Origin of the sequence: Acidisarcina polymorpha (assembly GCF_003330725.1) — a bacterium.
Classification (GTDB): Bacteria; Acidobacteriota; Terriglobia; order Terriglobales; family Acidobacteriaceae; genus Acidisarcina; species Acidisarcina polymorpha.
The window spans coordinates 5,849,521-5,870,723 of sequence record NZ_CP030840.1 but is presented as its reverse complement, the minus strand read 5'-3'; the positions used below and the strand labels follow the sequence as shown (position 1 = coordinate 5,870,723).

The 21,203-nt window shown below is 57.6% G+C and carries 19 protein-coding genes; 14 read left to right on the top strand and 5 right to left on the bottom strand.

What is annotated here, in order from left to right; all coding sequences use genetic code 11:
- Positions 1-13: 13 nt before the first annotated feature.
- From ACPOL_RS25035 to ACPOL_RS25025, 3 genes are all read right to left on the bottom strand, one after another.
- Positions 14-796 (bottom strand): LolA family protein, encoded by a 783-nt coding sequence (locus ACPOL_RS25035; protein ID WP_236657011.1) that lies wholly within the window; start codon positions 794-796, stop codon positions 14-16.
- An 8-nt stretch (positions 797-804) separates the two neighbouring features.
- On the bottom strand, positions 805-1,317 hold the full coding sequence (locus tag ACPOL_RS25030; RefSeq protein ID WP_114211044.1) for a type IV pilin protein: 513 nt from the start codon (positions 1,315-1,317) through the stop codon (positions 805-807).
- Between the two features lie 228 nt (positions 1,318-1,545).
- Positions 1,546-2,820, bottom strand: coding sequence for a M16 family metallopeptidase (locus ACPOL_RS25025; RefSeq protein ID WP_114209468.1), 1,275 nt, complete (start codon positions 2,818-2,820; stop codon positions 1,546-1,548).
- 55 nt (positions 2,821-2,875) lie between these two features.
- Between ACPOL_RS25025 and rlmN the strand changes: the two genes are divergently transcribed.
- The 4 genes from rlmN (at position 2,876) to crcB (ending at position 5,785) form a co-directional block, all read left to right on the top strand.
- Positions 2,876-4,108: a dual-specificity RNA methyltransferase RlmN gene (gene rlmN, locus ACPOL_RS25020; RefSeq protein ID WP_236657010.1), complete on the top strand. Its 1,233-nt coding sequence runs from the start codon at positions 2,876-2,878 to the stop codon at positions 4,106-4,108.
- 27 nt (positions 4,109-4,135) lie between these two features.
- On the top strand, positions 4,136-4,348 hold the full coding sequence (locus ACPOL_RS25015; RefSeq protein ID WP_150133129.1) for a hypothetical protein: 213 nt from the start codon (positions 4,136-4,138) through the stop codon (positions 4,346-4,348).
- 25 nt (positions 4,349-4,373) lie between these two features.
- Positions 4,374-5,342, top strand: a complete 969-nt coding sequence (locus ACPOL_RS25010; protein ID WP_114209466.1) for an oxygenase MpaB family protein — start codon at positions 4,374-4,376, stop codon at positions 5,340-5,342.
- A 71-nt stretch (positions 5,343-5,413) separates the two neighbouring features.
- Positions 5,414-5,785 (top strand): fluoride efflux transporter CrcB, encoded by a 372-nt coding sequence (crcB, locus tag ACPOL_RS25005; protein ID WP_114209465.1) that lies wholly within the window; start codon positions 5,414-5,416, stop codon positions 5,783-5,785.
- Between the two features lie 36 nt (positions 5,786-5,821).
- On the opposite strand, the gene ACPOL_RS25000 is transcribed toward crcB, so the two are convergent.
- Positions 5,822-6,295, bottom strand: a complete 474-nt coding sequence (locus ACPOL_RS25000) for an META domain-containing protein (protein WP_161557554.1) — start codon at positions 6,293-6,295, stop codon at positions 5,822-5,824.
- Positions 6,296-6,532: 237 nt separating this feature from the next.
- Here ACPOL_RS25000 and ACPOL_RS24995 point away from each other — a divergent pair, with 237 nt between their 5' ends.
- The 5 genes from ACPOL_RS24995 to ACPOL_RS24975 all read left to right on the top strand — a co-directional run bounded on the left by ACPOL_RS24995 (position 6,533) and on the right by ACPOL_RS24975 (position 15,081).
- Positions 6,533-8,779, top strand: a complete 2,247-nt coding sequence (locus ACPOL_RS24995; protein ID WP_114209463.1) for a S9 family peptidase — start codon at positions 6,533-6,535, stop codon at positions 8,777-8,779.
- 377 nt (positions 8,780-9,156) lie between these two features.
- Positions 9,157-10,452 (top strand): WecB/TagA/CpsF family glycosyltransferase, encoded by a 1,296-nt coding sequence (locus ACPOL_RS24990; protein ID WP_161557553.1) that lies wholly within the window; start codon positions 9,157-9,159, stop codon positions 10,450-10,452.
- A gap of 119 nt (positions 10,453-10,571) precedes the next feature.
- A complete protein-coding gene (locus ACPOL_RS24985; RefSeq protein ID WP_114209461.1) occupies positions 10,572-11,624 on the top strand; it encodes a GGDEF domain-containing response regulator in 1,053 nt (350 codons plus the stop codon).
- A 256-nt stretch (positions 11,625-11,880) separates the two neighbouring features.
- A complete protein-coding gene (locus ACPOL_RS24980; RefSeq protein WP_236657566.1) occupies positions 11,881-12,696 on the top strand; it encodes an acyl-CoA desaturase in 816 nt (271 codons plus the stop codon).
- Between the two features lie 198 nt (positions 12,697-12,894).
- On the top strand, positions 12,895-15,081 hold the full coding sequence (locus tag ACPOL_RS24975) for a S53 family peptidase (protein ID WP_114209459.1): 2,187 nt from the start codon (positions 12,895-12,897) through the stop codon (positions 15,079-15,081).
- Between the two features lie 6 nt (positions 15,082-15,087).
- Here ACPOL_RS24975 and ACPOL_RS24970 read toward each other — a convergent pair whose 3' ends face one another.
- Entirely contained in the window at positions 15,088-16,413 is a 1,326-nt protein-coding gene (locus ACPOL_RS24970) for a metallophosphoesterase family protein (protein WP_114209458.1), read from the bottom strand.
- A 217-nt stretch (positions 16,414-16,630) separates the two neighbouring features.
- Here ACPOL_RS24970 and ACPOL_RS24965 point away from each other — a divergent pair, with 217 nt between their 5' ends.
- The 5 genes from ACPOL_RS24965 (at position 16,631) to ACPOL_RS24945 (ending at position 21,168) form a co-directional block, all read left to right on the top strand.
- Entirely contained in the window at positions 16,631-17,197 is a 567-nt protein-coding gene (locus ACPOL_RS24965) for a helix-turn-helix domain-containing protein (protein WP_236657009.1), read from the top strand.
- Positions 17,194-17,790 (top strand): NfeD family membrane protein, encoded by a 597-nt coding sequence (locus tag ACPOL_RS24960; RefSeq protein ID WP_114209457.1) that lies wholly within the window; start codon positions 17,194-17,196, stop codon positions 17,788-17,790. Before ACPOL_RS24965 ends, ACPOL_RS24960 begins: the two co-directional genes overlap by 4 nt.
- Before the next feature lie 87 nt (positions 17,791-17,877).
- On the top strand, positions 17,878-19,338 hold the full coding sequence (locus tag ACPOL_RS24955) for a flotillin family protein (RefSeq protein ID WP_114209456.1): 1,461 nt from the start codon (positions 17,878-17,880) through the stop codon (positions 19,336-19,338).
- A 100-nt stretch (positions 19,339-19,438) separates the two neighbouring features.
- A complete protein-coding gene (locus ACPOL_RS24950; protein WP_114209455.1) occupies positions 19,439-20,119 on the top strand; it encodes a PspA/IM30 family protein in 681 nt (226 codons plus the stop codon).
- 185 nt (positions 20,120-20,304) lie between these two features.
- Positions 20,305-21,168, top strand: a complete 864-nt coding sequence (locus ACPOL_RS24945; RefSeq protein ID WP_114209454.1) for a magnesium transporter CorA family protein — start codon at positions 20,305-20,307, stop codon at positions 21,166-21,168.
- The last annotated feature ends 35 nt before the right edge of the window (positions 21,169-21,203 follow it).

The following is a 21,203-nucleotide window of genomic DNA, read 5'->3' as shown; positions in this document are numbered from 1 at the left end:
GCGGCGGTCGCCCTCAGGACGGAGGCAGCCCCTCGACGATCACCGTTCCCTGAGGAGCATGGAAGCTGAAATCGGCATCGGTCGCGGCGGGGTTCGCTTGTTCATCGCTGAAAGAGAATGTCGACGTGGATCCGTCCATCTCCTCGATCTTGATTCCCTGGATGGTCCCATCCTCCGCCAAAGTAAATTGCAGCGAAGAGACTCGTTGCTCCATGTTCCTGGGAACGCCGGTGAGTTCATAAGCTTCATCGTGATGCGTGATCCGAAGATCCTGAAGCTCCTTGGCCAATTCGGCATGACCGAGAAGAAAGCGCAGCGGAGAGCGCAAGTCGTCGAGCTTCTTCGCCGAGACTCGTTGTACCTCCGACTGTCCCGGCGAATAAAAATAAGCGTCCTTGCCGTCGAGGACAAACAGCTTGCCGGGGGGGTGCGCATAGCTCCACTTCATGCGTCCGGGTTTCTTGAGCAGGAGCATCCCGCTCTCCCGCCGGTGCTGGCCCATGCCGTCATACTCTTGTGAAAAGTTGACCCGAAGGGAGTGAAGGGCGTTGTAGTGATGATCAACCCGCGCTGCAAGAACTGAGGCGCTGAGTTCGAGGGGTTGGTGTTCTTCAGACCAGGACTGCCGAGAAAGAGCAAGGGCGGCGCAGAGCAGAAGAAGCCCAATGGATCGCCTGGCTTCGAATCCTAAAGCGCAGTAGCGGACGGAAGGTGCGCTATCACCGCCCAAGTTGCCCGTCTTGAACTTGCCGACGGATTGGAGCAGCCGCATCCGCGCAAGACGAAAACCCGGCAACGAATCCCTCACTGCAAGGGCTGGGTACAGTTCGTGCCGCCGGCCGGGTCAGCCTTGATCTCACCCTGCTGGTCGATGCAAAATCCACGATGGCCCGTCTTGCCGATCGCTTGCGGTACAGCGAACGCTTCGTAGCTGGTGTACATATCCTGATTGTTTACGTTGACCTTGGTGCAATTTCCGATGCTGAAGGTGTAGCCGCTCTTTTGCCCGCTGGCAAGATCGCTTTGCAACACCTGAGCGCTTTGCGGACTTGGCGCTCCGGAAGAGGCTGCCCCGCCTAACGTACTCAAAGCACAGGCAAAACCTTGCGCGGGATAGTTGGTTTGATATTGAATTTGCGACTGATAAATGGCGCGGAGCGACTGGATGGCAGACGTCTCATTGGCCTGGCTCTTCATACTGGAGAAATTGGGAATCGCTATAAGCATGAGGATCAGCATGATCGAAATAACGATCAGCAATTCCATTAATGTGAAGCCGCCTTCGTGCTGGCGGCGGCGCTCGGCGGAGCGGGTCATGCAAATCTTCAAAAGGCTACGCTTCATGGGTGCAGTGTCCTGTTAGAAAGCTTTCCGAGGGCAATCCTAATTGATGTAGACGCAAAGGGGAAAGCGAACGCTCAGCAAGCAACCCGATGGAAAGCTGCCGACGAACCCGGGTGGTCCGAAATTCGGCCTTAGCGCGTCTTCCGGCACCCTTCGCGACGGATAAAGATCTGCAAGCGAGCAGCGCCAGCCGCTGCTCGCTTAGCAGGCTAATTCCCTCCGCGTCAGCTTCAACCCGTCGAGTCTACCCAGTAATGTCACCGCCACCTCTTCCGGCCTGAAGATCGATTGCGCCATTTCCATCACCTGTTCAGCAGTGACTGCTTCGATCTTGTCCAGGATCTCCTGCATGCCGAAGAAATATTGGAAATACATCTCCTGGCGCGCCAGATTGGACATGCGCGACATGGAGCTTTCGAGCGACAGCAGAATATTTCCCTTCAGCTGGTCCTTTGCGCGCCTCAGTTCGTCGGCAGGCAGCAGCTCTTCTTTGAGACGGCGGAATTCGGTCATGACGAGCTCGATGACCTGGACTGCCTTGGATGAGGAAGTTCCCGCATAGACGCACAGTGAGCCGGTATCCCGATATGGATTCAGGTCGCTGTAGATCGAATAGGCCAGGCCACGCTCTTCGCGTACGGTCTGAAAAAGCCTGGAGCTCATGCCGCCGCCGAGCACAGTGTTCAGGATCAGGGTGACGTAGCGTTGTTCGTGAGCGATCGGCTGCGACGGAACGCCAAGGCATAGTTGGACCTGCTCCAAGGATTTCTTATTGCGCAGGCTGATCCGGGCCGCCGTCTTTGGCGCCGCATCGCCGCCTTCATGGTTTCCCGGCAAGACTGACTCGAAGCGGCGCACGACCTTCTCGACGAAGGCGTCATGTTCGAGGTTGCCGGCTGCGGAAAAGATCATGTTCCCGCCGACGAACCGCTGCCCGTAGTAGTCAAAAAGAGTGTCCTGCTCAAAACGGCGCACCGTCTCCTTGGTCCCGAGGATCGGCTTGCCTAAGGGATGGTCCTTCCAGAAATTCTGGGTGAAAATTTCGTGAACCAGATAGTCGGGGTTGTCCTCGTCCATCTTGATCTCTTCGAGGATGACGCCACGTTCGCGAGAGATGTCCTCGTTCGCGAAAACCGGGTTAAGCACCAGGTCGGACAGCACATCGAGCGCCGGCGGAACGTGCTCGTCGAGCACCTTAATGTTAAAGCAGACGGTCTCTTTGCCAGTGAAGGCATCCAGATTGCCCCCGATGGCGTCGACTTCGCGGGCAATGTGTTGGGCGCTCCTCGACTTGGTCCCTTTGAAAACCATGTGCTCGACGAAGTGGGAGATGCCATTCACTTCCGGCAATTCGTGACGGGAACCAGCACGGACCCACATTCCCATGGCGACGGAGCGAACATGCTCCATGCGTTCGGTCAGAATGGTCAAGCCATTCGGCAAAACAGTACGTCGTATGTTGCGTTCGTTGATCATATTTTTTCGAAATCCCTCTCGTTCCGAGCCGGGCCTGTACAGCAGCAGCGACACAATGCAGACTGAAGGAATGCCACCCAAAGCGCCAAACCGCTTACAAGTTGAAACGGACGAGGACAATCTTGCGGGCGCACCGGATGGGAACAGCGGCTTCTCTATTTTAGACGTTCCACAGGCTCCGGCGGTGAATTCCCTGTTTGGGCTTTCGATTGAGCAACTTACGAATATATGTGGAAAATTCGCCACACCTGCCTATCGGGCAAAGCAGCTTTCTGATGCGCTCTACCGGGGTTGGATCGAGCATCTGGACCAGCTCACCACCTGGCCGAAAGAGCTACGGGAGCGCCTCATCGACGCCGGATACCAGGTAGGCCGGCCAAAGATCGTTCAGACCTTCCGGTCGAAGGATGGAACCGAGCGCTACCTGATCGCAGGGGAAGACGAAAAGACGGTGGAGACGGTTTGGATGCCAGATGGAGACGACGGCGAGTCCGGAGACGGTTCCGATGCCGGTGTGGAAGAGCTAAGCACTGGCGAAGCGGAGCATCACCGCGCGACCATTTGCATCTCCAGCCAGATAGGCTGCGCGGTCAACTGTCAGTTCTGCCTCACTGCAAAGCTGGGGATTCAACGCAACCTCTCTGCCGGAGAGATTGCCGGGCAAGTGGTCGCCGTCCTGAAGCTTCAGGGGGTCAAGATCGGTCGCGACCGGATCAATCTGGTCTTTATGGGAATGGGCGAGCCATTTCTAAATTACGACGCGTTCATGGATGCCGTGCGGCTGCTGGTCGCTGAGGTCGGAATTGCCGAATCGCGGATGACGGTTTCCACCTCAGGCATCGTTCCAGGGATTCTTCGCTTCGCAGCTGAGCGGATCCGGCCGAAGCTGGCAATCTCGTTGAATGCTCCAAACGACGAAGTTCGCGAACGCATTATGCCGGTAACCCGCAAGTGGGCCATTGGCGATGTGATCGACGCCGCCCGCCAAGTGCCCCTCCGGTCGAAAGAACGGTTGACCTTCGAATATGTCCTGCTTCGAGGGGTTAATGACCGGCAGGAGCAGGCGGAGGAAGTGGCGCGGCTTCTACGCCGAGCAAATGTCCCGGCCAAGGTTAATCTCATCGTGTGGAATCCCGGACCGGGGGTCGAATTTGATAAGCCAGAGGCCGGCAGCGTCGCTGCCTTTCAACAGCAGCTGATTCGCTCGGGCATTCCCACTTTCGTGCGCAAGCCTCGAGGATTGGATATCTTTGCCGCGTGCGGACAACTCAAGCGAACGGTCAGTTAGCCGAAGAACGGGTTGAGGCGCTTGCCGGTGAAAATTCAACTCAGCCCCGAATATCAAGGTCGCCTGGCTGCTGCGGCAGAGGATCGGCAGGTAACGATCGAGGAGTTCGTCATCGATGCTTTGGAAGCAGCGCTGCGTTCTTTCGAGATTCGAGCTGGTGGTGCAGCCCGCGATGTGGCGGAGCTCGAGGCGCTATGGCAACGGTCAGGGGATGCTCGCGAGCAACATCCCGATGGCTGAAGGTTGAAGAATCGCATCGAAATTCATGATGAGCGATGCAGATCTGCCGATTACGCGAGAAACATTTGAGTCGCTGTGTGCCTGGGTTGGTGACCGCGAGGCAGATCCTAAAGGAGGCATCTTTGGACCCGAATCGATCAGCTGGAAGGTCAATCGAGAGGCTGCGCTGTTTCTCGGCGCCGGGCGGGCAGCATTGCTGCAGTTGGCTCATCCCTGGGTAGCTGCAGCGCTCGACCAGCATTCCAACTTAAGAAACGACCCGCTTGAGCGATTCCACAACACCTTCCGGGTCATCTTCACTATGGTGTTCGGCACCCGCGCTCAGGCGCTGGCCGCCTCCAGGCATTTGTATCAGCTGCATTCCCACATTGAAGGAGAACTGCCCGAGTCGGCTGCGGCCTATTCTCGTGGATCGCGCTACCAGGCCAACGAGGCAAACGCGCTTTGCTGGGTTTATTCCACCTTGGTTGAGAGTGCGCTCATTGCCTACGAAAGCGTGCTTCCGGCCTTACCGCCTAACGAGCGAGAGAGCTACTACACAGAGAGCAAGACCATGGCCGCTCTCTTCGGCATTCCCGGCGAACTTCTGCCGCGGGATTGGGAAGCCTTCGAGCGCTACAATCTCGCAATGTTGGCGTCGGGTAAACTCGGCGTCAATACGCTTTCCCGGGAACTATCGCAGCGCATTCTGCACGGCCGCGGCTCCTGGATCCCCATCCCGGGTTGGTATTGCGCGCTCACGGCGGCGTGGATGCCCGCACCCCTTCGCGATGCCTTTGAGTTGGACTTCGGGCCAAACGAGCAGGCGGCAGCACGCCGGGCGTTTGCCCGACTGCCGCAAATTTACCCGAGATTGCCGCGATTTTTGAGGTTTGTGGGTCCGTATCGGGAAGCAATTCGGCGGTTGCAAGGTCGTAAGCCAGGGCTGCTGGTGCAGGTGAGCAATCGTTTCTGGATGGGCCAGCGGCACACCATGTTTCGCGGCGAGATGTAAGTTCCTCTCACTGCTATCCTGCTGAAACGGCTTCATTGGTAATAAACCAGTGCAGGGGAGGTCGCAACGGAATGAAATTCGTCTGGGTAGCCATCGGCGGCGCGCTTGGATCGCTTGCCCGCTACACATTGGGAGCCTGGATCTACAGCCGCATGGGGACACGCTTTCCCTATGGGACTTTCGTGATTAACATCACGGGCTGTTTCGTTATTGGCCTGGCGCTCTCGATCCTGGATGCGCACACTGAGCTGCCCAGCGCCTGGCGTCTTGCCGTACCGATCGGGTTCGTCGGCGCTTACACGACCTTCTCTACCTTTGAGTTTGAGACCTTTCGAGCAGCACAAGAAAACCCGGCGATCGCTCTCCTCTACGTCGGATCGAGCGTTGTTCTTGGATATGGAGCGGTTTACCTCGGGATCCAGACAAGTAAGCTTTTTGGGTAATCCGATTTTGCTTCTGTCGTCGAACCCAATGCCAAACTACTTCTTTTTCGCCTGGAATCGAGCCAGTACCCGATCGTCCACGCGAAGCAGGAGAACGTCTCCCGAGACTTGAAAGCTGGTGGTCAACTTAAGCGCGTCGAGCAAGGCGGACTCACGCTCGGCGGAGTTCCCCGGACACGCCATCAGCGTTTGCGCGACGGAGTGGAACTGGAGTGAGCTTCCACTGAGATCGAACGACCCGAACAACCGGTTGCAGCCCCCGGATCCGCTCAACTTATCCCCTTGCGTCTGCAAATATATATATGGCTGACTTCCAGGAGACCTGGAGCTTACTGGACTGCCATTTAATTCCACCAGATTCCACTGGGTCTCGGTCACGCTCAATCTTGAGGAGGCCGAGGAGCTCTCAGGAATTCTGTTATCCGGCGGCGGCGCCTGCGTCTGTGCATTCCCCGAAGAGCCGGCGACCGCGAGACCGGCCACCCACGTCAATAGAAGCTTCGGAAACACTGTCAGTCCTCCCCAGGATGGGATTGCTTCAAGAATCATAGAGCAGTTTAGGGAGCAGTTTGGAGCCGAAGCGGCGAACGCCCGGATTCCCGAGAGATTGGGATGTTAGCTTGGAAACAAACACATCCTATTCCGAGGTGAGCTTTGCGTTTCGTCGAAGAGAGTCGTAAGGATCATTCTGCGTGGTTGGGTTCCCTACAAAAGACATTCACTTTGCGGAAATGGCTTACGCTTTCGTTGGCATTGTTTCTTCCGCAAGGCTGCATTCTTCTCGCTCAGCGCCCCGGGGGAGATCTGCCTCCCGCCGCCGCGAAATCGCCCGGCATCGGTATCGAGGACGTTTGCGCTGCGGCCGTGCCTCCAGAGTCCCAGGGCAAGCAATTCTGGTGGAGTCCCGATAGCGGCAATATCGTCTACTTTAAGTCGCTCGATAGTGGATTTGGCCTTCGCCTCGAACTCGATGGAGTGGACTCACTCGGCAAGCAGCCAACCGTTTTGCTGAACCAAAGCCAGATCGACCATCTCTTCCCCGCCACGGCGAAGGGTGATAAGGGCACGATGGCTCCACCTCCTCGGGAGAAGGTTGGCTTGGAGTGGAGCCCTGACAGCGCCGGCCTTCTGCTGCACAGCGATCGAAGTATAGTCTGGCTGGATCGGAAGACCCTGCAGACTCGCACCTTGATCTCCGGCGAAGAAGTAATTGGGGACGTGCAGCTTTCTCCCGACGGCCACTGGGTGGGTTTTGTTCGCCAGCACAACCTGTGGATGATCAGCACTGCGGGAGGCCAAGCCCGAGAGATCACTCATGGCGGAACCGAGATCCTTCGCCGCGGTGAACTGGACTGGATGTATCCGGACTCACTCGGTACCCGGCACGGATACGAGTGGTCGCCCGATTCACGGCAAATCGCTTATTACGAGTTCAACCTCAAAGGAGTGGCCCTTTATACCCCACCTTTTCAGCCGGACGAAGACGGCCCGGCAGAAACGATTGACTACCCAACCCCGGGAACGGCCAACCCGACGGTTCGTGTCCTGGTCCTCAACGTGGCCGCTAAGTCGACGCCCGTGGCAATCAATACGGGTACCGAAAAAGACATTTACCTCCCACGGATGAAATGGCTCCCGGATAGCAAGCGACTGGCGGTCGAGCGTCTGAATCGTGCGCAAACAAAGCTTGAGCTACTTATAGCTGACACACACACCGGCACGGCCCGAACCATCTTGACTGACACCGACCCGTATTGGATCAACCTCAGCGATATTCTTTACTTCTCGAAGAGTACGCCACAGTTCCTTTGGTCGAATGAAAAGTCCGGCTATCGCCACCTCTTTCTTTACGATCTTGATGGCAAACTGGTGCGTCAACTCACGGACGGCAAATGGGAGGTCACCTCGCTCAATGCTGTCAATGAGAAGGACGGCATCATCTACTACACTTCAACCGAAAAGAGCTCGCTTGATCGGCAGCTGTACTCGGTGAGGTTTGAGGGCGGTAACACCGGCAACAATGAGGCCAAACGCATCACCGGGGAAAGCGGGACCCATGAAGCGATCTTCGCGCCGAATGCTGCCGCATTCGTCGATCGTTTCTCGACCGTCGTCAAACCGTGGATACGGACGGTATACCAGCTCGGCTCCCAGACCGAGTCCATCGCTGCCGCCAAGGTTTTTGTGCTCGACAACAGCAGGGTGCGCAGTCCCATGAAACCGGCGCTGCAACAAGTCGATTTCATCACCATCAAAAGCCACGACGGCATCGAGATGAACGCCTCGATGATCAGGCCTCCGGGCTTTACCGCAGCGAAAAAATATCCCGCCGTGATCTATATCTACGGAGGCCCGGGACGGCAGGCCGTTCACGATACGTGGGAAGGCGACGTGTCGATATGGAACCAGATGTTGGCTCAGCGAGGATTTATCGTTCTCGCGCTAGACAATCGCGGCACTGCCGGCCGCGGGCACATCTACGAAGAATACATTCACCAGCGATTTGAGGGTCAGGAGATTACCGACCTTAAGGACGCCGTTCACTTCTTCCAGGCACTCCCCTACATTGATCCGGAGCGGCTCGGCATCTGGGGGGAAGGCTTCGGCGGCGCAATCACGATTAATGCCATGCTCCATGCCCCGCTGTTCTTCAAGGCGGGCTTCGCAGTGGCGCCGGTCGTCGATTGGTTCCAGCAAGACTCCGCCTATGCGGAGCGCTACCTTGGCGATCCCGTGCAAAACCAGGATGGATACCTTTCTTCTTCTCCGCTGGATTACTCCAAGTTCCTCAAGGGGAGCCTGCTGGTTGCTCATGGCGCGGGGAATCTTAAGATTCATCCGGACCAATCCATGGAACTGCAGAGCGAATTAGTGCAAGCGCGCAAATATGCCGAGATTTCCCTCTATCCCGGGCAGACCCGGATCGTCGACAAACCGGCCGCCTGTTCGGTGCTCTATCAACGCGCCACGGAGTTCTTCGGAAAAAATTTGTAATGCCGACTCAACAGTAGGATTTCCCGTTCTGGAGCGGAACCTCGACATCCGGGCGACGCCCGATGAATTGGGGTGGCATCCGCAGGCTTGCTTACCCTAATATCGCTCCAACAAACGCATTTATATCTGGACGATTAGCCCAGAAGAACAGCCACTGCAATGCGGAGCGAACCCACTCAGCGTACTTCTCCGGCGGAGAAGTGTGCCTAGCGACTTGCCCGCAAAACAGCAGCTGTACTTCAGCTCTGGACCGACTTCCGCGGCTCGACCGACGGCGAAATAGGCGCGTCTCTGCTCAGAAGAGCCGTCGCCTCACCAATCGGAAAAGCGAGCAGAGGACGTCCCTCGTCCAAGTTCAAATGAACCGGGGATCATTCATGCAACGTCTCAGAAGCGGTTGTGTCGCAATGATAGGCGTTCCCATCGATAACGTGTCGATGGACGAAGCTGTAGAGGCCATTGAAAATGGTATCCACGAGGGCGGCTTTCATCACATCGCTACTGCCAATGTGGACTTCCTCATCACTTCCATCCACGACCAGGAGTTGAAGGACATCCTTGCCGCGTGTTACCTGGTCCTGCCCGATGGCATGCCCTTGGTTTGGGCCTCGCGCATGATGCGTTCTGCTTTGCGAGAGCGCGTCAGCGGCGCAGACCTGGTACCGAAGATCGCAGAACTTTCAGCCGACCGCGGATATGGGATCTTCCTGCTCGGCTCCTGCGAGGCCTCATCCGAGGGCGCAGCGGAGTGGATGGCGCTCAGCTATCCAGGAGTAAGGATCGTAGGACGCTGTTGTCCCGAGATACAGGACCTGGACGAGATGGATCATGAGCGGATTCTGCTACAGATTGAAGCAGCCAAGCCGGATATTCTGCTGGTGGCTCTCGGCAGTCCGAAGCAGGAGAAATGGCTCGCGATGCATAGTCATCGCTTGAAAGTTCCCGTCTGCATTGGAATCGGAGGCTCGCTCGACATTCTCGCCGGAATGCTGCGACGCGCGCCTTTGTGGATGCAGCGACAGGGCCTGGAGTGGTTTTTCCGGACCTGCCAAGAACCGGCGCGTTTGGGTGCGCGGTATCTTCGAGACGCCCTTGGCATGGTCGTTTATATGGCCTTGCAACTCGCGGCTAGCGCCGCCCAGAAGCCCGGTCACTGGATGAACGGTGTCGTCATGGAAGAGATCGGCTCGACAACCATACTGCGGATCTCCGGGAGACTAACGGGCACGCCCGTCGCGAACTTTGAAGAGGAGGCCCGGCTCGCCGTCAGAACCGGTCGTCACCTGATATTGGATCTAGCCCGGACCACCTTCATCGGCCCGGATGCGCTTGGAGAGCTGATCCATCTGGCTTATACGGCGAAGAAATATCAGCGCGAGTTTTGGCTGACCGGACTTGGACCATCGCTGCTTCGCTTGATTCAAGCAGCCCAGCTCAAGTCCAATTTCAGGATCGCGCCCAAAGCCAGTGACGCCCTGCGGCGGATCCCTGCAACGGAGGAGCGAATGAGCATCGAGTCTGGCAAGGACTGGGCGCTTTGTAGAGTAGGCGGTCGATTGATCCCGTTGGAGCGCGAAGTAGCCGCGGGTGTTTGTCGGCAAGTCCTCCAAATGATCGAGCGGCGGCCTCACGAGATGGCACGCGACCATCGCGAACCGGTGGCGCAGGGCTAGGAAAACGCGATGGTTCCAAATCGAAACTGATCAAGAACTGCGAGTACCAAAGTGAAAAGACTTGTTCTGGTTTGTAGCCACTGCCTGATCCCCTTTCGCCAATCACCGATAGATGGGAGATGGGTAAGCTCTCTCAGGCAAATCAATCGGCTATCTCGGCGTCATCATCTGGCCTGGCTCTGCGTTCCAGGATTCTGGTCGGCGCAGCTGACTCCTTAGAGCGAAGCATCCTGAGGGATCTACTCGCCGATTGGGGGTATCAGGTCATCACGGCTGACGACGGGGCGGCGCTCCTCGAAGCCTTGAACGAAGGAGAACCTGCACCCATTCTGATCGTCGATAACGCTCTTGCTGGGCTGGATGGCGTCGCACTTCTCCATCAGTTTCACTGGCAATCGTCGCGCTGCCGATGCTGGACGATCGCCTTGACTGACTCTTCTGAATCTCCCGGCAAGGGGAGCCGGGCGCTCGCGCGAGGCATCCACATAGACGACTTTCTGACCAAACCCGTGAATGAATTTGATCTCCGCGTCAGTCTCCACGCGGCGTTCCGGGTGAGGGCGATACATGCAGAGATGCTGGAGTCAGTTGACGCGGCTCGCTTCCATGCCAGCCGCGATTCGCTGACTGGTCTATGGAACCGCGAGTCGCTCCTCACCCGGCTCTTTCTTGAAACCGACCGGGCACAGCGAATGGGCAGTCCCCTGGCATTTCTGCTCTTCGATTTGGATCACTTTTCGCTCGTCAATCAACGATATGGATACGACGGCGGCGATAACATCCTGCGCCAGTTTGCCAGCCGTCTTCGCCGTCACCTCCGCAGCTACGATCTAGCCGGACGGTGTGGTGAGGACGAATTTCTGATCGCCATGCCGGGCTGTTCGATGCGCGACGCCTGGGGCATGGCGCAGCGATTGCAGGACTGCATACGAAGACGCCCCTTCGATATCCTCAAGGCTTCAGTTTCTGTGACCGCGAGCTTCGGCATTGCGCAAAGTGGCGGACGCTCTCCGCTGCTGGTGCTGCGGGAAGCGGAAAGCACGCTGCGCGCGGCAAAGCAGGCGGGCGGCGATTGCGTTCGATGTTTTCCGGCGTCGACTGTCGTGCACCCAATTGGGCACTCGGCCACACCAGGATCGAGTCAGGGTCCCTGGGAGCTTTCAGGAGACTGACGACGAGGCTGACTTCCGGTTCATTTTGAACACAGCAAGCGCCCGCTTACAAAACTGTTACAACCACGTTCCTGCGGCGACTGATACGGTTTAGACAGGTTGATTCGTTTAACCCAAGGATAGCTGCCAGCCCATGCCCCTCGAACTCTTGGAAGAAGAACTGAACCTCCCCGTTCAACCAGCGAAAGCTTCGATCCGCGCCACACCCACCGCATCCACCCCTGACCGGCACCTCGCCAGGAAAAAAATCAACTGGATGACTACCGCGTTCATGGTGGCCTTCCACGTCGGCGCCGTCGCCGCTTTGTTCATGTTTTCCTGGAAGGCCCTGATCGTCTCGGTGGTCTTATACTTCTTTGCGATCAATGTCGGCATTGGCATGGGATACCACCGGTTGCTCACTCATCGTGGTTACAAAACTCCCAAATGGGTCGAATATTTTCTTGCCATTTGCGGAACGCTGGCGCTCGAAGGCGGACCGATTTTCTGGGTTTCGACCCACCGCATTCACCATCAGCACAGCGACAAACCCGGGGATCCGCATACTCCGGTGGATGGCACCTGGTGGGCTCATGCAGGGTGGATTATGCATGGTGAATCCCTTCACCAGGACACCGCTCTGCTCAGCCGTTATGCTCCCGATCTCGCCAAGGACCGCTTTCATGTGCTGCTCAGCAAATATCACTGGCTTCCCTTAACGGCTGTCGGCGTAATCCTCCTGGCCGTTGGCGGCTGGCCGCTGGTCATGTGGGGGATCTTCCTGCGCGTCACCCTCGGGCTGCACGCAACCTGGCTGGTCAACTCGGCGACGCATCTCTGGGGCTCGCGCCGCTTCGAGACCCGTGACGACTCCCGCAACAACTGGTGGGTCGCTCTGCTCACAGGCGGAGAAGGATGGCACAATAACCACCACGCCCATCCAGTTTCAGCACGCCACGGCCTGAAATGGTATGAGTTCGATCCGAACTTCTACGGCATCTGGCTGCTGAAGAAGGTGGGATTGGCTAAGGACATAAAGGTCGCGCAGTATGACCCGCAAAATCCAAGGCCGGCCGGTGCGTCCGCCGTTTAGGGCAGAGGCCAATTCGGCATTTAGGGTTCGAAGAATTAGCTTCTCCAATGAACGGGAATTCATAGCAGCGCAGTTGCCGGTTTTCGGCAGCTGCGCTTTTCTGTTGCGCTTTTAATCACAATCCTTAGCGCTTTTTAATCTGGCGCCGATGAAGAGAGCGGGCTGGCACATGCCGCACTCTCCCCCGACGGAGCCTCGATGCGCTACGGAAAATGTTCCTTTCTTTCCCTCTCTGCTCTCTCGTTTGTTCTGCTGCCCTCCGCCTTACTCACCGCAGCTTTCGCGCAGTCTTCGGTCGATGCTGCCTTAGAGGCCGTGCATCCGTTCGATCGGGTCGTGCTCCCCGTGGATGATGAGGACCGAGTGGTTCTCTATGGCAACACCCTGCCTCAGGCGCTTCTGGCCTACCAGACGGGAACCGTTGAAAGTGACCGCCCCTTTCATCACATTTTGCTCGAGCTCAAGCCGGATGCCTCACAACAGTCGGGGTTGGATGCGCTGCTCGTGGCGCAACAAAATCCTGATTCACCCCTTTACCGCCAGTGGCTGACGCCGGAAATCTACGCAGAGCACTTCGGTGCGTCGAATGCCGATATCGAGCAGGTGCAGCGATGGCTGGAACGCTACGGTCTGCAAGTCGATGAGATAGCCGCAAACCACCGCACGCTGCTCTTTAGCGGCACCAGCGGACAGGTGGAGGCGGCTTTCCACACTTCTATGCGCACCTACCGTTTCGGTGGAGAGGATCACCTAGCGAACGCCACCGAGCCGACCATTCCGCTGGCGCTGTCCGGGGTCATCAATGGAGTGGTTTCGCTTCATGATTTGTTCAGCACTCCCCAACACCGATCCCAAAAAGTCACGCCGGAATACTCGGCGGGGGGGACCCACTATTTGTCTCCCGCGGATTTTGCCGCCATCTATGACGTCAGTTCGCTGTACCATCAGGCCTACGATGGTTCCGGTGTGACGATCGCCATTCTCGGTCGGTCGGACATTACCCTCAGCGATATCCGGTCGTTTCGCAGCCAGTTTGGATTAGCGGCAAAAGACCCGGTCGTTATAGTGAACGGGAGCGATCCAGGGAGAGCAAGCCAAGGCGATTACTACGAATCGATGCTTGATGTGGAATGGTCGGGCGCGGTCGCCAGCAAGGCCACGATAGACTTCGTTACCTCGGCATCGACCGCAGTCAGCGATGGCGTCTTCCTCTCGGCGCTTTATGCGGTCAACCGCAACGTAGCGTCCATTGTGAGCCTCAGTTACGGGCTTTGCGAGGCGTCACTTGGCGCCGGCGGCAACAGTTTCCTGAATTCCTTATGGCAGCAGGCGGCGGTGCAAGGAATGACCATCCTGGTCTCGGCGGGAGATAGCGGAGCGGCCGGGTGCGACTCCGCGAATGCAACCCGGGCGACACATGGAAGAGGCGTGAACGGAATGTGTTCTACGCCTTACAACACTTGTGTGGGCGGCACGGAATTCAATGACCTGGGTAACCCGGCAATCTTTTGGGGAAAGACGAATGGTGTCGGAGAGGAGTCGGCCCTTGGCTATATTCCTGAGGTCGTCTGGAACGAGAGTGGGTCTTCTGGCTTATGGTCGACTGGAGGCGGCGCCAGTAGCGTCTATCCGAAGCCGGCCTGGCAGACTGGCTCGGGAGTGCCCAAGGATGGAAGGCGCGATCTCCCCGACGTGGCCTTATCCGCGGCTGGCCATGATGGTTATCTGGTGCAGGTGAGTGGCGGCTTATATGTCTTCAGCGGTACCTCGGCGGCCGCGCCTTCATTTGCAGGCCTGCTCGCTCTGGTGGAACAAAAAATGCAAGCGCACTTGGGGAATGCCAACCCTCAGCTTTATAAGCTGGCAGCGGCCGGTGGCGGCGTTTTCCACGATATTGTCTCCGGCAATAACAGCGTGCCCGGAGTGACCGGCTATTCCGCAGCCGCCGGATACGATCCGGCCTCTGGCCTGGGTTCAGTCGATGCGGAGAAGCTGGTGACCGCCTGGGGCGGCGTCCCACTCAGCAGCCTGACACTCAGCGTAAGCAGGCCGCAAGCCACACTGTCCCGAGGCGACACTGAAACGCTTCTGGTGAAGACTATCGCGAGCAGCGGATTCAATGCCTCGGTAACTCTCGCACTGAGTGGATTGCCTCCTGGAGTTACGGCAAAATTTGCCCCGGCAGTCTTCTCCGCGCCCGGCGCCGGGAACAGCGTGCTTACGCTCACCGCCTCAAAGACAGCAGGGTTCGGTTCGAGTCAGCTGTTGCTGACAGCTGCCGGAGGCGGCCTTGCGGATATGAGTCCAATTACCCTGACCGTCGTCGAAGCAACCGGCAACACAGGGTCTGGACCGACCGGCCATCCCCTCCGGAGACACGAGTAATTGGCTCTACTCCACAGCCTGACATTCGATCTGCCGCTGGTGATAGGTGCATCGCACCAGCGGCGCATCTTCGGTGCTGTAGAGGATGCCGGTCCAGCCCTTCTTTTTTCGATCTAGAACAAAATAACCGAAGTTGCCTTTGACCACATACTTTGCCAAGAGACCGTCGATCGTCTCTTCACCACTGCGAACGTCCGCCGAATCGAGCGCAGTGCCGCTATCGCCGACAATGAGTTGGGCAGGCCGCAACGATGCCTGATTGCTCGAGAAGTCGAGCGCGCCAAAAAGATGAATATGCCCGGCAAGCAACAGGTCCACACCCGGCAATTGGACGCTTCTCGGTGTATCCATCATCTCGGCCGCGGCCGCAAGCATGGGATTTTGCGCGATCATGGATTGCCCGGCACGCGTGAGTTCGTAGCCCCAAAGCGGCTTGTGGGTGATCACCCAGGTCGCCTCCTGTTTCTTATTGACCGAAGCGTTAGCCGGAATCGCAGATATCTGCTTCTGATAGAACGCGAGCCGATCGATACTGAGCTGCTTGTCAACAACATCGGCAGTGTCGATGACATCGAGCTGAAGCCGGTCGAAGTGTACGGCAAACGGCGCCGAGGTCGCGGGGCACGTCAACGGAGCCGACGCAGCGTCGAGAAAGCGAAACCAGCCGCTCGAACCTCGCCCACATTGTTCGTGATTTCCGCGGGCAAAGATCCAGGGTGCGGCGGCCAACAGACTTGAAGCCGGATCGAAGAAGTCCAGGCGCCAGCTGTCCCAGAGGTCTCCATGAGGACTGCCGTTGCAGCCCGGCCGCTGCTCCGGACAAGAGGTCTCCCGGTAATAGTAGTCGCCGACGTGGATCACCAAGTCTGGATGCTTAGCCGCGGCGTTCCTGATCATGGTGGCGAACGGCCATATTTTCGGATCGTTGCAATCTTGCACCTCGGCGCCCTTTAAACGGCAACCCGTGTCGCCAATCACCACAATCCGCCTCAGCTTGCGCGGCGCAAGCGCGAGCGTCTGTCCATTGACCACAGCGGATTTCGCACCTGAAGGAATGAGCGTCTGACAAGTAGTCACCGGGAACTCGGCGCTGGACTTCGCGCGCACCGCCATCGGGATCGACTCGCCGTCAACGCTGACGGACGGGCAATCCGGCCCGTTGATGATCGCGCGAACGCTTACCCCTTCTGAAGTAAACTCCGTCCACGCGTGGGTCGGCTGACCGGGCACGCTCAGATGCGGCGGCTGGGGAAAAGCCACGGTCGCGGAAATTGTGACGCCCGCAAGCCACATGCACCACAACCGCCGCCAATTGGACCAAAACTGAGTCATCCCACTCTCCCATGAGCATCTTCGCAGCTCCTGTGAACTTTCCAGCCGATGCGATGCTTGGCCCTTTCAAGAAGAAGCCACCGGACACCCTCTGCAAATGGTTACTTCATCCGATTCTCGCACCTGCCCGGGAACCATTCGGTCCGTTCTTGACAGAATTGCAATCTGCAATATAATTATTGCAATTTGTTATAGGCTTTTCGGGGAGCCCGCTGCAATGAAACTCTCTGATAAAGTTCGATACCTGCGCGAGGTAGAGGGATCGCTGCGTGGCCTGGATAGAGCCATGACTCAACAGGAGCTCGTACGCGCAATTGAGACCGAGACCGGGGGCGGCATCTCGCAGTCCTACTTGTCCCAGATAGAGTCCGGTTCTCGTCCTCATCTCACCAACACCACCCGCTTATTGCTGGCGCGGTTCTTCAAAGTCCACCCCGGTTACCTCGTGGATGATCCGGAGGGATATCACGCCGAGTTGCTCTCCGATGTCCGGGCTCTAGAGGACAAGCTCGATCTCTGGCTCATCGGTGGGGCGGAGCGGTTCCGGCGTGATCCCAAGCTCTGTAAAGCGCTACTGACGCTCGCCCGCCATGCGGAGTCGCGCAACTGCCTGTTGCTGCTGGAGGCGATTCTCGAAACCCCGTCCCTGGCAGAGCGGCTGCTCGAGTTGCTTCGGCCCGAAATTCGGGATAGTCGCCCATTCGCAAAAAAGGCTTCGCCGATAAACGCCCACTCGGTGGCTCTTCAAACGCCGGAAGCGAAAAAAAGAAAGAGACGGCAATGAATTTGGAGTCGTTCTATCTAGTCTGTTTCGGTGTGGGATTGGCGCTTAGCGTCCTGTCGTTCGTGGGCGGCTTTGGCCACTTCCACGCGGGCCACCTGCACCTCGGCCATCATGGTCCGGTTGGACATGGGCGCGCAGACGGCGCTTCTCCGTTCAACTTGTTTACCGCCATGGCCTTCCTGTGCTGGTTCGGGGGTGCGGGCTATCTTCTCAGCTACTACCGCTTCACGATCGCGCCCTTGATATTTTTATTGGCAGTGGTCACCGGCGTCGCTGGCGCCGCTCTTATCTTTGGATTTCTGGCCAAAGTGCTGCTTCCCCATGAGCGGGTGCTGCTTCCCGAGGATACTGAAATGCGCGGCGTCGTCGCCCAGGTCAGCTCTCCGGTCATGCCCGGCGGTCTGGGAGAGATTCTGTTTTCTCTCGACGGCACCCGCCGCTGCGCGGCCGCTCGCTCCGAAGACGGCCAATCGATCATTCGCGATACCCAGGTGTTGGTGATGCGCTATGAGCAGGGCATCGCCTGGGTGCGCCCATTTACCGAGCTTGACGAATTTGAAGAACCCGCCAGGCAGGAGCCGCGGCGGACTTGACCTCACCGTTCGCGGTACGTATTACCGGTCAGGCCGTGGAATTCATATGTCGACACGACACAACGCAACATTCGCAAAAGGAACATTATGCCCAGCTTAGTGGTGATTATCATCGGACTCGCCGTTGCCGCAACCCTTGTCATTCTCGCGCTTATCGCGAAGATGTTTCGGAAAGCAGGCCCCAACGAAGCGGTCATTGTCTATGGCTTCCGGGGTCCACGAATCATTCGCGGCCATGGCGCCATCATCTTTCCGGTCGTCGAAAACGCCCGCCAGCTTTCGCTTGAACTGATGAGCTTCGACGTGGCGCCCAAGCAGGACCTCTACACCAAGCAGGGCGTCGCGGTCACTGTCGAAGCGGTCGCACAGATCAAGGTCCGCTCGGACAACGAGTCCATCCTCACCGCTGCCGAACAGTTCCTCACCAAGACCCCGCCGGAACGGGAAGGCCTTATCCGACTGGTTATGGAAGGCCATCTGCGAGGCATCATCGGCCAGCTCACCGTCGAGCAGATTGTCAAGGAGCCCGAGATGGTTGCCGACCGGATGCGCTCCACCTGTGCGGCAGACATGAGCAAGATGGGCCTGGAAGTGATTTCGTTCACCATCAAGGAAGTCCGCGACCAGAACGAATACATCACTAATATGGGCCGTCCGGATATTGCCCGCATTCGCCGCGATGCCGAAATCGCAGCCGCCGAGGCGGAGCGCGATACTGCGATCCGCCGGGCGAACGCTCTCCGCGAGGCGGCTGTCGCCAAGTCCGCCGCCGATCAGGAGCGGGTCATTGCGGAGACTGCTTCGCTCGCCAAACAGGCGGAGGCCCAGCGAGATCTGGACATCCAGAAAGCGCAGTTCATGGAGCAAAGCCGAAGACAGGAAGCGCAGGCCGACAAGGCCTATGAGCTTCAAACCAATGTCATGCAGCAACAGGTGATCGCCGCGCAGGTGAAGATCCAGCAGATCGAGAAGGAGCAGCAGATCAAGGTGCAGGAGGCAGAGATCCTGCGCCACGAGAAGGAATTGATCGCCACCGTACTGAAACAATCCGAGATCGAGCGCCAGCGGGTCGAGAACATCGCCGCTGCTGAGCGTTCCCGGTTAACGATCGAAGCCGAGGGCCGCGCCGCCGCCACGCGTACCGGCGGGGAGGCGCAGGCTTCCGTCATTCGGGTGCAAGGCGAGGCTGAGGCGGCAATCATCTTCCAGAAAGGCGAAGCCGAGGCCAAGGCGATGAACGTAAAAGCCGCCGCTTACCAGGGATGGACCCAGGCCGCGGTTGTCGATCGGCTCATCAGTAATATGGCCGAGGTCGTCCGCGCCATGGCCGAACCGCTATCCAGGGTCGACAAGATCACCATTGTTTCCACGGGGAGCGACGATAATATTGGCGCCAACAAACTGACCGGGGAGATGACGAAGATCGCCTCTCAGGTGCCGGCCCTTTTCGAGGCCCTGTCCGGTATGAATCTCAAAGACCTTATGGGCAATATCAAGCCGATGAAACCTCGCACGGATGGCGAGCGGGCTGACCGATCCGCGCAATGAACTGCTCAAAGGAGGTGGGAACTTCCTGGCCGTTAACCCGGCCGAGGCAAGTGAGATCCTCAGGGCCTGTTGCAAAGTCGATAACTAGAAGGAGTACACCATGGCATTGTTAGAACGAGTCTCTACGCTGCTTCGCGCGAACGTAAATGATTTGATCGGTAAAGCCGAAGACCCCGAGAAGATGCTGCGACAGCTGCTTCTTGATATGGAAAATCAATTGCTTCAAGTGAAAACCCAGGTGGCCATCGCCATTGCCGATCAACATATGTTGGAAAAGAAGAAGACGGAGCATGACGATGTGGCCGCCGCATGGCATCGTAAGGCGGAGATCGCGGTCAGCAAAGGACACGATGACCTGGCTCGCGCTGCACTCGACCGCAGCTTGTCGCACCATCAACTCGCGGAGGGTTTCGCCCAGCAAATTGAAGACCAGTCCGCGGAAGCTGAGATCATGCGAGCGAACTACAACAAGCTTCAGCAGAAGCTCAAAGAGACCGAGGGCCGATGCGAGTTGTTGATCGCGCAAAGCCGCCGGGCACGTATAGCCGGTAAGGCGCACCCGGCCCGGACAACGGCGACTGGCGATACGCTCACTCGTTCTATGCACCGCATGAGAATGAAAGTGCTGGAGGATGAGGCGGCGAACAGCGCATCCCGGTCGCTCATGGAGATGGATTCGCTGGACGACCGGTTTCGCAAGCTGGAGCGGGAGGAACAGATTGAAACCCTGCTGAGCGAACTCAAGTCGCACCCGAAGGGGTATATCGAGAAGGGAGATTAGTTTCTCGTCTCGGTGGCTCCCATGCCAGGAATCGAGATCAGGGGTTAAGACGATCGCCAGCCGGAACCCTGGATCCGTTAAGATCCGGGAAGAGAGCGGCAATCTTGTGAAGACGTAGTAAATTAAGACCGCGGCCGGGTTGCGCGGCAAGTACCCGGCTTACCGTAGATTCTGGAGAGAGTCCATTGGCCTGGTATCAACTCGAAGCGAACGATAGCGAACAACTCGATGAGTTGGCCGAAAAGTACAAACTGCACTCGTTGCATGTAGAAGATTGCCGGAACGCGGAAGGACGTATCAAAGCCGAAGAGACTCCCGACTATCTCTTTGTCATCCTGAAACCGCTGAAGATCGTCGATGAAGAGACCAGCGAATCTCCATTGCATATCTTTGTGGGACGGGACTTCTGTATCACAGTTGGCGATATGAGCTGCTCTTCAGTGCGAGAAGCGATGGAACGCGCCTGGCGCGCGGGTTCGGATATCTCTCCCGGGAAGATCCTTTACCTGATCTTTGACACGATCGTGGACTCGTATTTCGTCATCGTCGACCGCCTCGACGATCGAATTGACCTGATCGAAGATGACGTACTCGATGATCCTTCACCAAAAATTCTAGAAAAAATCTTTGACAACAAGCGGCAGCTGATCGATCTAAGGCGTATCGTCGTCGCCACTCGCGATGTCGGCATTCACCTGCAAAGAAACACTGGGACCCTCGTGGATGAGAACCTCTATCCATTTTTTCGCGACGTCTACGACCACCTCCTTCGACTCGCTGACACCATCGACACGATGCGCGACCTGTTGAACAACACGCTGGACGTCTATCTGTCGAGCGTAGCCAACCGCACCAACCAGGTGATGAAAGTACTTACCGTGCTCAGCACGATTGCCCTTCCCGCCCTGGTGATCTCGGGCATTTACGGTATGAACCTGAAGGGCCTTCCTTTTCTCGAGAGCGACTATGGTTCGGAATACATCGGTGCGGCGATGTTCTTGTCTACAGTCTTCCTGTTGTTACTGCTAAGACGATTCCGCTGGGTTTAGCTGCTAGGTTCTTCGAAGTGCGCCTTTGTCAGAAC